We start from the raw sequence: 12,407 nt of genomic DNA, 5'->3' as shown, positions 1-12,407 counted from the left end.
CTATTGCTTTGCTTTTAAAAGATCCCTGATCTCGGTTAGTAAAACTTCCTCGCGGGGTGGCGCGGCAGGAATGGTTGGAGCTGCTTCCTCTTTACGCTTCAGGGAATTGATTGCCTTTACCATCAGAAAGATAATGAAGGCAAGAATTAAAAAGTTGATGACCTCGGTAGCAAAATTCCCCCAGGCAAAAACAGGACCTAACTTTTTGGCTTCTTCAAGCGACAGGGCCTGGTTGGCTTCATATGCAGCGCGTACTTTGGCGTTCAGTGGAACATAAAAATTAGTGAATCCTTTATCGCCGATAAGGAGACTGATGGGCGGCATGATCAGGTCGTTCACGAGTGACTGAACGATCTTTCCAAACGCGCCACCGATGATTACACCGACAGCCAGATCAACGACATTGCCCTTAATTGCAAACTCTTTAAATTCTTTGATAAACCCCATAGATATTTGTGTTGGTAAAAATTGTTTGATAAATTAAAAGTAGGAAACATAACCGGCTTTAAAGCTGTTATTGTGCAAAATTAATATACGCAGTGAGCCTGGCAAAAACGTTTCCGGCCCCCCTTCCGGTGATTGTATTTATCGGAATCATTTGTGTATTTTTGCCCTCAATCCACTATATAACGATGCTAAAGCAACATTTACAACAAAAACTTCTTCAAAAACTTTCCCCGCAGCAAATTCAGTTTATAAAATTGCTGCAGGTACCTACCGTTGCTTTAGATACCCGGATTAAGGAAGAACTTGAAGAAAATCCCGCACTTGAAGACCCCAGTCTGATGACCCTTGAGGAACCAAAGGGCGAATATGACGATGTGAGCGATAATAAGGAGGAGTTTGAAGGTGAATCTGCTGATGACGGCTTTGACGAATTCAACGTTGACGATTACCTTCAGGACGATTCTGCCAACGACTACAGTACCTCGTACAACAATTCTGATGATGATGAGGAAAAGAAGGAAACCCCTATTGCCATTGAAAGCACCTTCTTCGAAAGTCTCCAGGAACAGCTGGATCTTATTCCGCTTTCAGACAAAGATTTCGTGGTCGGCAAACAAATCATCGGAAGTCTTGATGACGATGGTTACCTCAGGCGGCCAATCACATCGATGATCGATGACCTGGCTTTTTCGCAAAACGTGATTGTAGAGGAAGAAGATGTGCTTGAAATGCTCAAACTGATACAGAGTTTTGATCCTCCGGGTATCGGTGCGCGCGACCTTCAGGAATGTCTCCTGATCCAGCTCAAACGCAAAGACCAGTCAAATCCGATCATCCAACAGGCAATCAAGATTGTTGAGAACAACCTGGATGAATTCATCAGGAAACATTACGATAAACTTGAGCGCTCGCTTGGCCTCAGTAGTGAGGAATTGAAAGAAGCGGTTGCCGAGATCCTGCGTCTTAACCCTAAACCGGGCGATGCCAATCAGGTCACGACCAAACAAATGCAGATCATCCCTGATTTTCACATCAACAACAATGATGGTGTGCTGATCCTGACGCTGAATTCCAAGAACGCTCCTGAACTTCGTGTGAGCCGGTCATACCAGGAAATGTTTGAGCATTACGACAAGGCTTCGCAGAAAGACCGTAAGCTAAAAGAAGCCGTTCAGTTCGTCAAACAAAAACTTGATTCGGCGAAGTGGTTTATTGATGCGATCAAACAACGTCAGCAAACCTTGCTGAAGACCATGAACGCTATTATGCAATATCAGTACGAATATTTTTTAACCGGCGATGAGCGCAAAATGCGCCCCATGATCCTGAAAGATATTGCAGACAAGATCGACATGGATATATCAACCGTTTCGCGGGTAGCCAATTCGAAATACGTACAGACGGAATTTGGTACCTATTTGCTGAAATCGTTTTTTTCAGAAGCGATCCAAACCGACACCGGCGAAGAAGTTTCAAATAAAGAAGTCAAGAAAATTCTTGAAGACTGCATTGGTAACGAAGATAAACGTAAGCCGCTTGCAGATGAGAAGTTGACCGATATTCTGAAAGAAAGAGGCTACAACATTGCGCGCAGAACGGTTGCCAAATACCGGGAGCAGATGAATATTCCCGTTGCCCGGCTTCGTAAGGAATTGTAGACGTTTTTAAGATCCGGTATCGAAATCTTTTTGCAGACCGGCTTCCAATTGTTTATTGGCTTCAATGAGTTTCTGCGTCAGTTCCCGGTTTTCCTTTCGCAGCATAAACAACTCGTACGCCTTTTCTATCGTAATGCGCAGGTCGTCTTCTGTCCAGGGTTTCTGAAGGTATTTATAAACCTGACCGAGGTTAATCGCGTCTATTACAGCATTGATATCTGCATAACCGGTTAGCAAAATACGGATGGGATCAGGAAAATCAGGAATGATCCAGGCCAGGAACTCGATCCCGGTCATCTGAGGCATGCGCTGATCGGTAATGATTACCTGGATGGGGTTCGCTTCGAGTATCTTGCGCCCTTCAGCGGCCGACTCTGCCGTAAACACTTTGAATGTCCGCCTGAAACTGGCGCGAAAAGAATTCAGATTATGAATTTCATCGTCAACATACAAAACGCTTATAGGCTCAGATAAATCCATTTTAATATTTCCTTATAAAACTAATAAATAGAATTGTTGTTCGCAATACCGCCAAAGTTCCTGTAAAAGCCACTTTACCGCTACGACAGCAGTTTTTGCCGCAGCATAAATTCCAGTTGCTGATTGGCTAGAAACAGCTTTTCATTCAGCTCTTTATTTGCTTTTCTTAGAGCAAATACCTCAAAAGCTTTCTCCAGATTTAACCGCAGCTCATCTTCCTGCCATGGTTTGGTAATGTAGAGATAGACCTGACCTTTATTGATCGCATCGATGACCGCGTTGATATCTGCATAACCTGTAAGCAGGATCCTGATGGGCTCAGGATAAAGTGGAATGATCGATTCTAAAAACTCAATACCCGTCATCTCGGGCATACGCTGGTCGGTAACGATGATGTGAATGGGTGTTTGCTCCAGCACCGCGCGCCCGGCTTTTGCCGACTCTGCAGTGAACACATTAAAAGACCGGCGGAATGCGGCCTTAAAAGCATTCAAGTTGTGAACTTCGTCATCCACATAAAGTATGTTTACAGGCTCACTTTGCATGCTTTTCTTGTATGTTACAAAAATGAGGAAATCCCCTCAAAAAATTAAATTATCTACAAAATATACCTAATTTTGTGACATACGGACTAAAAAGCGGGACCCCTATTTTACTATTTCAATGAAGTTTTTACTTGATCATCTGTCAAAGGAAGACGTACATTCTTTTGAACCTCAGTTCTTTCGCATCTATCGCGAGGAAGACCGTCTGGCACTGGAAAGTTTGTTGAAAGACAAACCATTTATACACGTTCACGATGAGTTGTCGACCCAGCTGGACGATTTAATAAAACTCAAAAGGCCTAAGGCCAAACCCGCTGATGATGAGCTTGAAGCATTAAAGACGGCGCATATCGGCGCTATGAGCATGCTTGAATACGGCGTGTGGGTTTATTATCCGTGGAGTGAACGGCTTGTGCATCTCCTTGACGAAGAGGAGTTTGTAGAGGTTCGCACGAACAGGAACATTTACAAGATCACACCCGAAGAGCGCGATAAACTTGGCAGGCAAAAAATCGGGGTTGTTGGTCTGTCGGTAGGTCAGTCAATCTCCATTACCATGGCTATGGAACGTAGTTTCGGTGAAATCAGGCTGGCTGATTTTGACCTGCTTGAACTGACAAATCTGAACCGCATTCGTACCGGTGTTCATAACCTGGCGGTGCCAAAAGTTGTTATCGTGGCACGCGAGATCAAAGAGATCGATCCGTTTTTGAAAGTTACGTGTTATACGGACGGTATGACCGAAGAAAACATGGCGGATTTCTTTACAAAAGGCGGAAACCTGGATATCGTCGTTGATGAGTGCGATGGGCTTGATATAAAGATCCTGCTGCGTTATATGGCGCGTGATCTGAAAATTCCGGTTGTCATGGATACAAGCGATCGCGGTACACTTGACGTGGAGCGCTTTGACCTGGAGCCTGACCGCCCGTTATTACACGGCATGATCGACCACCTGGACCATACGCAGGTGAAGTATCTCAAGACCAATGAGGACAAAGTTCCGTTCCTGCTTGCCATGATCGGTATTGATACAATATCAACAAGACTAAAAGCTTCTATGGTCGAAGTCGGGCAATCTATTTCAACATGGCCGCAGCTTGCTTCTTCAGTAACGCTTGGCGGTGCACTTGGTGCAGATGTATGCAGGCGCATCATACTTGACCAATATCATGAGTCTGGCAGATACTTCGTTGATCTGGAAGATCTGGTGGGCGACAAAAATAAAAAGGCCGATACAGAATATGAATACATAAACCACACAGCTCCGGATCTTACTTTCTCGGAAATGGAGTCGTTGGCCGCTAAATGTGAAGCGAATTCAGCTAACGCCCAGTTTGACCAGACCGAAGTCCGGGAACTCGTCGCTGCAGCAGCGCTTGCACCCTCAGGCGGCAACACGCAACCCTGGAAATGGTTGCATAAAGAGGGAAAGTTATTTCTGTTTCATGACGAAAAGCAATCGGCATCATGGCTTGATTATAAAAAAAGCGCGTCTTACGTGGCACTCGGAGCCGCGATAGAGAATTTGAAAATCAAAGCTTCTGAGCTCGGTCTAAATGTACGCGAACAACTTTTCCCGGTTGATGATAAAAAGCTTATAGCGGTCTTTGCAAAGTTCACTGAACCTGCCAACCCTTACCTGCCAGAACTTCAGGGCTCGCTGGCGATGAGGCTTACGAACCGAAAAGCCGGCAATCAGCAACCGCTAACTGCTGATATGATCCAGCGGCTGACAGCCGTTGTCGGTACAGATCCTCTGGCAGATCTCCAAATCACGACAGATCAGGCCCATATCCGGCTGGTAGCCGATGTCGTTTCCGCCTGCGAAAGACTACGATTTATGCTCCCGCAAGGCCATTATGATTTCTACAACAAAGAAATCCGTTGGACGTCTGAAAAGGACGCTCCTGTCACTGAAGGTCTGGATATCAGAACCCTTGAACTGTCGGAAACGGACAAAACCGGTCTTCTGGTCGCCTCCAACCCTGATGTTATCAAATTGCTGAACCGATGGGGCGGCGGGGCGGCCTTTGAGAAATTATCTAAAAAATCGATTGCATCCAGTTCGGCCATTGGCCTGATCAGCCTGCCGGCAGCTGACCCTGAAAATTTCATTAAAGGTGGTCAGGCGTTGGAACGCTCATGGTTGCTGGCTAATGCAACGGGATTGGCATTACAGCCTCTTACGGCACCGCTGTTCATGTTCGCACGCCTGCTTGACGAGCAGGATATGGGTATGCCATTAAAAATGGCTGCGGAACTGCGACAACTGCAGGATAGCCTGCAAACGGTTTTCTCATCCCTTTCAACAAAACAGGGTATCTTCATGTTTCGCTTGTCATATGCAGATGAAGCAACGATCCGGACCCTTAGAAAACCGATCGATGAGATTTTGCATTTCAGCAATAAATAAATGGTAAAACTGACTTTCCGATCTTTCACGGCGGTAAAAGAACCCGATACTTGCGAAAAATATTTGGCAGGACATGTGCAGGTGTTGAAAGATTACGGAATCACAAACATCACGACGAATAACCGCCAGTGGATGTCGCTGCCTAATGTACACGGTATTGTAGCTGAGACCGAGGACGGGACGGTTGTTGGCGGTGTCAGGGTTCATATAGCAGACGGAATACATCCGCTGCCGGTCGAAGATGCCGTGGGTTATATGGACCCGCTTGTTACCAAGGTTATAAATCAGTATTTTGACGATGGAACTGGTGAACTTTGCGGACTTTGGAACGCAAAGAGCGTTGCTGGAATCGGCATCAGTATTCTGTTGGTCCGGGCAGGTATTGCTATTGTTAACCAGATCCGCCTGGCGTCGTTGTTTACAATTTGTGCAGACTATACAATGCCTATGGTACGCAAGGTTGGCTTCGTGATCGAAGACAGTCTTGGCAACGAAGGTGAGTTCGTTTATCCCAACGAAAACTATATAGCACGGGTATTACGTAAAATGAACGCGGAAACCCTGGAAACAGCTGAGGCCTTCGATCGGGAACGCATTTTCGACCTTCGGAATAATCCACAGCAGGTCACTATTGAAACCGGGCCAAAGGGCATGCTTGAAGTTGATTACCAATTGGTTATCCCTGAATATGATTAGACAGTTTTTCATCTTATTGTTTTTCTGCTCGCTGCCGTATCAATCGGTCATAGCAGCAGTGCAGACAGATACCGTGCAAATTGCTGATGGCGAGGTACTATCGAACTTCGGAACAAAGGTCCGGTTGCTGGCTGACCCCACACAGAGCTTGACGGCAGAAAAAGCAATCGGTTCTGCCGGATTTGAAAAGGTTACATCAGATGTTCCTAATCTCGGCATCAGCAACAGCGCATACTGGCTCCGGATGGTTATAAAAAACAAAACATCAAGTGACGAATTAACGCTGCAGATTCCGCTTCCTACCCTTGATAAAGTCGATTTTTTTCAATTCGATGGTAACACTAAGCTCTTGAGGAAAGAACAGATGGGCGACTCACGCCCGTATTACAGCCGCTCATTTGACAATCCTTTCAGCACCTTTGTTTTTCATTTGAAGAAGGGCGAAACAACTACTGTCCTGATCCGGCTAAGTGGTGGCGAACAATTACAGGTACCACTTATACTGACAAAAAGTGAAGTGATAGACAAAAATAATGCGGATGCCTTCCTCGTTTTCGGAATGTATGCGGGCATTATTGTCGTCATGTTCATTTATAACTTTTTTCTGTTTATAAGTACCCGCGATAAAACATATCTGTTTTATATAATTTATATATTTTTTATCGGCCTGCTTCAGGCCAATTTTCAGGGATTTACTTTTAAGTACCTCTGGCCTGCTAATGTGACCGTGTCGACTTATGCGGTTTACATTCTGACCCCTCTGGCTGCGCTGACCGCCCTGGAATTCATGAAAAAATTTCTGCACAGCGATGTCTATGTGCCTCGGTTGAATCGCTGGCTGAACATCTTTTACATTCCATACGGCATAGCGGTGCTTCTTGCCTTTTTAGGTAATTTAAATGTGTCCTACCAACTTCTTCAGATCACCGCAGTCATCATTGCTATCGCCATGTTATTTACCGCTTGGCGCGTACACCGTCAGGGCTTTCAACCTGCCAAGTATTTTATTCTTGCTTGGTCGTTCTTCCTGCTTGGTCTGTGTATTTTCGTATTAAAAGACTATAATATCCTGCCGTATAACACACTTACTTACAACATGATGCCCTTGGGTTCGGCAGTTGAAGTTACCCTGCTTTCTTTCGCATTGGCAGACAAGATCAATGTTTACCGTAAGGAAAAAGAGCAATCGCAGGAAGAAGCGCTCCGTGTGCTTCAGGAAAATGAGCGACTGATCACAGAACAGAACATCCAGCTGGAGCGAAAGGTAACCGAACGTACGGTCGAATTACAAAGCGCAAACAGCTCGCTGGAACAAACTTTAAAAGACCTGAAGGATGCGCAGAGCCAGCTTGTCGATGCCGAAAAAATGGCCGGGCTCGGTCAGCTTACAGCGGGTATTGCCCATGAGATCAACAACCCGATCAACTTTGTCACTTCAAACATCAAACCGCTTGAGCTGGATATCAAAGACCTTCGTGAGGTGATCTCGATGTACGAAAAGATTGATCCTGCCCGTGATCTTCATGAGCAGCTCGAGGCAATCAACAGCTTTAAACGGCAGATTGATATGGCCTTTGTAAACGAGGAGATCAATACCCTGTTGTCGGGCATTGGTGAGGGCGCACGCCGTACGGCGGAAATAATCCGAAGCCTGAAAAACTTCAGCCGTCTCGATGAGAATGATACCAAACCGGTCGACCTGAACGAAGGGCTTGATTCGACCCTGGTACTGGTCAGGAATATCTATCCGCAGAACCTGAAGGTTATAAAAAATTACGATAACCTGCCAAAAGTGGAGTGTCTGCCGGGCAAGATTAATCAGGTATTTATGAACCTGGTTTCTAACGCCATCTATGCCATTAAGAATAAGCCGGAGCAACGCGAAGAGGAGTTCCTGACCATTACAACGAGGAACCTTGGCGACAAGGTATCCATCAGTATTAAAGACAGCGGTACAGGGATGACAGAAGAAGTGAAAAATAAGATTTTCGAACCCTTCTTTACAACCAAGAGTGTCGGCGAAGGAACCGGGCTTGGTTTATCTATTGTTTTTCGCATCATAGAGACTCACAAAGGCACCATAGAAGTTTTATCAACAATAAATGTTGGAACAGAATTTATTATTACCTTGCCTGTAAATGCATAACAAACAGCTAAGAGGAAACCAACTATGAGCAGTTCTACAATCAGGGTTCTTTATATCGATGACGAGGAAAACAACCTTCATGCATTCAAGGCTGGCTTCAGGCGTCAGTATGAAATATACACTGCCATCTCTGCTGCCGAAGGACTGAAAATACTCGACAATGTGGCTATTCATGTGATCATTGCCGATCAGAAGATGCCGAATATGACAGGTGTTGAATTTTTCAAAAGTATCATCCACACGCATCCCGATCCTACGCGTATCCTGCTGACCGGTTATACAGACATCGAAGCGCTTGCTGATGCAATTAACCACGGCGATATTTACCGTTATATCCAGAAGCCCTGGAACGATCTTGAACTTCACAATTCCATCAAAAATGCTTTTGATGCGTACATGTCAAAGATTAACCTGCGCACCAAAATCTCTGAGCTTGAGAAGTCAAATGATGAGCTGAACCGTTTTATTTATAGCATTTCGCATGAACTGCGCGCTCCACTTGTCTCCGTGATCGGCATTATCAATCTGGTCAAAATGGAAGGCTTGTTCAATTCAAGCGGCGAGTACTGGAAATTGATTGAAACCTGCTCAAACAAACTGGAATATTATATCCAGAAAACGCTGCAGTATTACAAAAACAATAAATCGGCAGCGGAAAATGCCGAGATCGACTTTAAACAGCTGGTGGCTGAACTGGTTGAACTCCACTCCTTCTCAGACAAGGAAACAAGCTTTGCAATTGATATCACGCAGGATGTGAAGTATTATGGTGATGCATTCAGAATCGAGGTCATTTTAGGCAACCTGATTTCAAATGCTATTAAGTACCAGAAAGCAGGCGCAACCGATAAATCTGTGCGGATCGGAATAGATGTCACGGAAGAGGCTGCAGACATATCGATCACGGACAACGGCGTGGGTATTTTGAATGAGCACCTGGAAAAGATCTTTAGCCAGTTCTTTAAGAGCAAATACCACCACGGCAGCGGCCTTGGACTCTTCATCGTCAAGGAAGCGCTCAATAAGATCAATGGGAAAATATCTGTGGTATCAGATATCGGAAGCGGCACAACATTCAAAATCACAATTCCAAATGGAAAACAAAGCTAGCAGTCAAAAAAGGGTGATGCTGATCGATGACAATGACATCGACCTGAAGATCAATTCAAAGATCATCACGCTGTCCGGACTGTTTCAGCATATAACCATGTGCCGTTCGGGGGAAGAAGCCATTACGTATTTACAGCGAAACATCGATATGCCAGGCGCCCTGCCTGACTTTATACTCCTTGACATTCAAATGCCTGAGATGGACGGTTTCGAGTTTCTTGAATACTACAAGAAGCTGGATGAAAAGTTTATTAATAAATGCGTGCTGGCAATACTTTCATCTACGCTTGATTATGGAGACATTAAACGTGCCGAGGCGAATCCGTATGTAAGCCGGCTGATCAAGAAGCCGCTGTATCTGAATGAACTAAAAGAAATTTGCAGCCATTACCTGTTGAGCAACTAATAGTGGTCTGCCCTGAGTTACTTCTTTTTTGCGTGCACTGCTAAAAAAAATCAAAACCCATCCCGGACTTATGTGTTGCATTTTCAGAAACTGATTGTTCTGATCATGAACTTACACTATGGCTAGAAAATTACAGATCGAAAATCTAAGTGAGCTCAAACAGGAAATGTTGCGTCTGGAGCGGGATATGCGGAATCAGGAGCTTTATCTTAAACACGAAAGTTACCAGCTCCTGGAACACGTACCGGGGCGCGTACTCGAACGTTCACTTTCCCCTCTTGCCCACAGACCCGGTGTGGTTGAGATCAAAAATCCCATAGGCAAACTCCTGTCAGGTATCGCTAACAAAGTATTTCACAAACAGGGATTCTTCAAGCGACTGGGGATCTCTATCGCTGCCAAAAAAATCGGCGCTGCACTGGAAAAAAAGCTGATTAAGGAAACCGAGACCCAAAAAATCGGCTGATAAGCTCGTTCCTTATATTCATTTTATTCAAGTTATATCTAACTGATTGTTAGTATTATACGTACTAATTAGAATAATTTTATGCCGGGCACGGCGGCGTCGCCGGCCTTTCATATGCCGCTACGCGTGAAATCCTAAGCACTTACTTTGCAGTTGCCGGAGTGGTATATTTTAAAGTACCTATATTAGGGGAAATAATCATCCTGATGGAAACATCTCAACAATTCCCGCACCCTGTAACACAGGTAAAAAAATACATTGTCAACGCCGGCATCTTCACACTTCTGCTGCACAGCGGGGAGATCGTGAACTATGAACCGGACGAACCTCAGGACTTTCAGCGTTTACTTGATGAACATCAGGCGCATAGTCTTCAGAATCAGAATGCTTCATGAAGGTAAGGCCGTGAGATGCTGCTTCGGCCAGCCGGCCAACATAGGGTGGATCCGATTTTTTTTCTTAACTTCATCAGGCAGGCTGTCTGACAGACAAGTGTTGAACCACCTGTAGGCGGAAAGAGCCGGGGTCGCTGTTTGCGCCTGATGCTCTCACGCCTGAAAATAAGATGAGCGCCGATTTACCTAACTAAAACTCTATACCATGTTAAACCGCCGGAACTTTATTCGCCATACTGCGCTCGCGGCAGGCGGCACAACGCTGCTTGCGTCGATAAGCCAGCCCGCCTTTGCCATCGCAGGCCGAATACTTGGCGCCAATGAACGAATCAATATTGGTGTGATCGGCTTGAAGGGCATGGGCTGGTCAGACCTTCAGGCGGCACTAAAAGTGCCCGGTGTGCGGCTGGCCGCCCTGTGCGACTCAGACAAAAACGTACTCGACGAGCGGCTTTCCCAGCTCAAGACAATGAATATCGACCAGAGCAGTGTTAAAGCCTATGCCGATTACCGGGCCCTGCTTGATAACAAAGACATTGATGCCGTTATAATCGGCACACCAGATCACTGGCATGCATTAATGATGATTCATGCAGTACAGGCCGGGAAGGATGTGTATGTTGAGAAACCGGTTGGAAACTCCATCACAGAATGCCGGCGCATGGTCGCTGCTCAGGAACGTTACAACAAGATTGTGCAGGCCGGCCAGTGGCAGAGAAGCCAGCAGCATTTTAAAGATGCCGTTGATTTTGTACAAAGCGGCAAGCTGGGAAATATTCGTACCGTTAAAGTATGGTGTTACCAGGGTTGGATGAAACCTGGCCCGGTTGTTCCGGATTTACTTCCGCCCGCAGGCGTGGATTATAAGAGCTGGCTCGGACCGGCAAAGACGAGGCCTTTTAATGCCAGCCGTTATCATTTCAACTTCAGGTGGTTCTGGGACTATGCCGGCGGCCTCATGACAGACTGGGGGGTGCACTTGATCGATTATGGGCTATTAGGAATGAAACTTCCGGTCCCGAAAACCATATCGGCGCTTGGCGGACGGTTCGCTTACCCTGACCTGTATGAAGAAACGCCCGATACGCTGACTACCTTGTATGAATTTGAAAACTTTAACATGGTTTGGGATTCTGCTATGGGGATCAGCAACGGGTCTTATAATCGTGATCATGGTATAGCATACATCGGCAACAATGCCACGCTTGTCTTAAGCCGCGGCGGCTGGGAAGTTATCGAGGAAAAAGAAAGTAAAAATAAGGTCGCTATCCCGTTTACCAGATCGCAGGATAACGGATTGAACAAACATATGGTCAATTTTTTCGACTCCATCCGGTCACGCAGCCAGCAGTCGCTCAATTGTTCAATACAGGACGCTGCGCACGTAGCAACTGTGGCGCAGATGGGCAATATTGCTTATCGGAGCGGTCAAAAACTGAGTTGGAATGAAAAGAAAGGAAGTTTCACCGATGCAAGAGTAAACAGGGACTACCTGACCGCAACCTATCATAACGGCTATAGTTTGCCCAGGATTTAATATTTGCGCCAGCTGGTGGCTGCCATCAGACCGCGGCGGTCTGCCGGAGCGCTAGTGCAGACCACATGGTGAAGCAGGGCCGCTCTGCTCCGGCGTTTTCAGTTC

General features: G+C 45.8%; 12 protein-coding genes. 9 read left to right on the top strand and 3 right to left on the bottom strand.

Annotation, left to right across the window (positions count from 1 at the left end; all coding sequences use genetic code 11):
- Window positions 1–447 (bottom strand): large conductance mechanosensitive channel protein MscL, encoded by a 447-nt coding sequence (mscL, locus tag EJV45_RS06910; RefSeq protein ID WP_129714933.1) that lies wholly within the window; start codon window positions 445–447, stop codon window positions 1–3.
- A 185-nt stretch (window positions 448–632) separates the two neighbouring features.
- Between mscL and rpoN the strand changes: the two genes are divergently transcribed.
- Window positions 633–2,105, top strand: a complete 1,473-nt coding sequence (gene rpoN, locus EJV45_RS06905) for an RNA polymerase factor sigma-54 (protein WP_129714932.1) — start codon at window positions 633–635, stop codon at window positions 2,103–2,105.
- A gap of 6 nt (window positions 2,106–2,111) precedes the next feature.
- Here rpoN and EJV45_RS06900 read toward each other — a convergent pair whose 3' ends face one another.
- Together EJV45_RS06900 and EJV45_RS06895 are read right to left on the bottom strand one after the other, a co-directional pair.
- Window positions 2,112–2,585: a response regulator gene (locus EJV45_RS06900; RefSeq protein WP_129714931.1), complete on the bottom strand. Its 474-nt coding sequence runs from the start codon at window positions 2,583–2,585 to the stop codon at window positions 2,112–2,114.
- A gap of 80 nt (window positions 2,586–2,665) precedes the next feature.
- Entirely contained in the window at window positions 2,666–3,130 is a 465-nt protein-coding gene (locus tag EJV45_RS06895) for a response regulator (protein WP_129714930.1), read from the bottom strand.
- 118 nt (window positions 3,131–3,248) lie between these two features.
- Here EJV45_RS06895 and EJV45_RS06890 point away from each other — a divergent pair, with 118 nt between their 5' ends.
- The 8 genes from EJV45_RS06890 (at window position 3,249) to EJV45_RS06855 (ending at window position 12,302) form a co-directional block, all read left to right on the top strand.
- A complete protein-coding gene (locus tag EJV45_RS06890; RefSeq protein WP_129714929.1) occupies window positions 3,249–5,546 on the top strand; it encodes an Rv1355c family protein in 2,298 nt (765 codons plus the stop codon).
- Between the two features lie 63 nt (window positions 5,547–5,609).
- Window positions 5,610–6,242, top strand: coding sequence for a hypothetical protein (locus EJV45_RS06885; protein ID WP_129714928.1), 633 nt, complete (start codon window positions 5,610–5,612; stop codon window positions 6,240–6,242).
- Entirely contained in the window at window positions 6,235–8,388 is a 2,154-nt protein-coding gene (locus tag EJV45_RS06880; RefSeq protein WP_129714927.1) for a 7TM diverse intracellular signaling domain-containing protein, read from the top strand. Before EJV45_RS06885 ends, EJV45_RS06880 begins: the two co-directional genes overlap by 8 nt.
- A 24-nt stretch (window positions 8,389–8,412) precedes the next feature.
- Window positions 8,413–9,498 (top strand): hybrid sensor histidine kinase/response regulator, encoded by a 1,086-nt coding sequence (locus EJV45_RS06875; protein WP_129714926.1) that lies wholly within the window; start codon window positions 8,413–8,415, stop codon window positions 9,496–9,498.
- Entirely contained in the window at window positions 9,482–9,904 is a 423-nt protein-coding gene (locus tag EJV45_RS06870) for a response regulator (RefSeq protein ID WP_129714925.1), read from the top strand. The genes EJV45_RS06875 and EJV45_RS06870 overlap by 17 nt, the downstream gene beginning before the upstream one ends.
- Before the next feature lie 118 nt (window positions 9,905–10,022).
- Window positions 10,023–10,370, top strand: coding sequence for a hypothetical protein (locus EJV45_RS06865; protein ID WP_129714924.1), 348 nt, complete (start codon window positions 10,023–10,025; stop codon window positions 10,368–10,370).
- Between the two features lie 206 nt (window positions 10,371–10,576).
- Entirely contained in the window at window positions 10,577–10,765 is a 189-nt protein-coding gene (locus EJV45_RS06860; protein ID WP_129714923.1) for a hypothetical protein, read from the top strand.
- Between the two features lie 205 nt (window positions 10,766–10,970).
- Window positions 10,971–12,302: a Gfo/Idh/MocA family protein gene (locus tag EJV45_RS06855; protein ID WP_129714922.1), complete on the top strand. Its 1,332-nt coding sequence runs from the start codon at window positions 10,971–10,973 to the stop codon at window positions 12,300–12,302.
- The last annotated feature ends 105 nt before the right edge of the window (window positions 12,303–12,407 follow it).

It is taken from the genome of Pedobacter sp. SYP-B3415, from assembly GCF_004138205.1.
In the GTDB taxonomy this organism is placed as follows: domain Bacteria; phylum Bacteroidota; class Bacteroidia; order Sphingobacteriales; family Sphingobacteriaceae; genus Pedobacter.
This window is presented reverse-complemented; position numbering and strand designations above follow the sequence as displayed.

Coding starts and splice junctions, on each gene's coding strand:
- mscL (WP_129714933.1), bottom strand. CDS start 447: ATGGGGTTTATCAAAGAATTTAAAGAGTTTGCAATTAAGGGCAATGTC.
- rpoN (WP_129714932.1), top strand. CDS start 633: ATGCTAAAGCAACATTTACAACAAAAACTTCTTCAAAAACTTTCCCCG.
- EJV45_RS06900 (WP_129714931.1), bottom strand. CDS start 2,585: ATGGATTTATCTGAGCCTATAAGCGTTTTGTATGTTGACGATGAAATT.
- EJV45_RS06895 (WP_129714930.1), bottom strand. CDS start 3,130: ATGCAAAGTGAGCCTGTAAACATACTTTATGTGGATGACGAAGTTCAC.
- EJV45_RS06890 (WP_129714929.1), top strand. CDS start 3,249: ATGAAGTTTTTACTTGATCATCTGTCAAAGGAAGACGTACATTCTTTT.
- EJV45_RS06880 (WP_129714927.1), top strand. CDS start 6,235: ATGATTAGACAGTTTTTCATCTTATTGTTTTTCTGCTCGCTGCCGTAT.
- EJV45_RS06875 (WP_129714926.1), top strand. CDS start 8,413: ATGAGCAGTTCTACAATCAGGGTTCTTTATATCGATGACGAGGAAAAC.
- EJV45_RS06870 (WP_129714925.1), top strand. CDS start 9,482: ATGGAAAACAAAGCTAGCAGTCAAAAAAGGGTGATGCTGATCGATGAC.
- EJV45_RS06865 (WP_129714924.1), top strand. CDS start 10,023: ATGGCTAGAAAATTACAGATCGAAAATCTAAGTGAGCTCAAACAGGAA.
- EJV45_RS06860 (WP_129714923.1), top strand. CDS start 10,577: ATGGAAACATCTCAACAATTCCCGCACCCTGTAACACAGGTAAAAAAA.
- EJV45_RS06855 (WP_129714922.1), top strand. CDS start 10,971: ATGTTAAACCGCCGGAACTTTATTCGCCATACTGCGCTCGCGGCAGGC.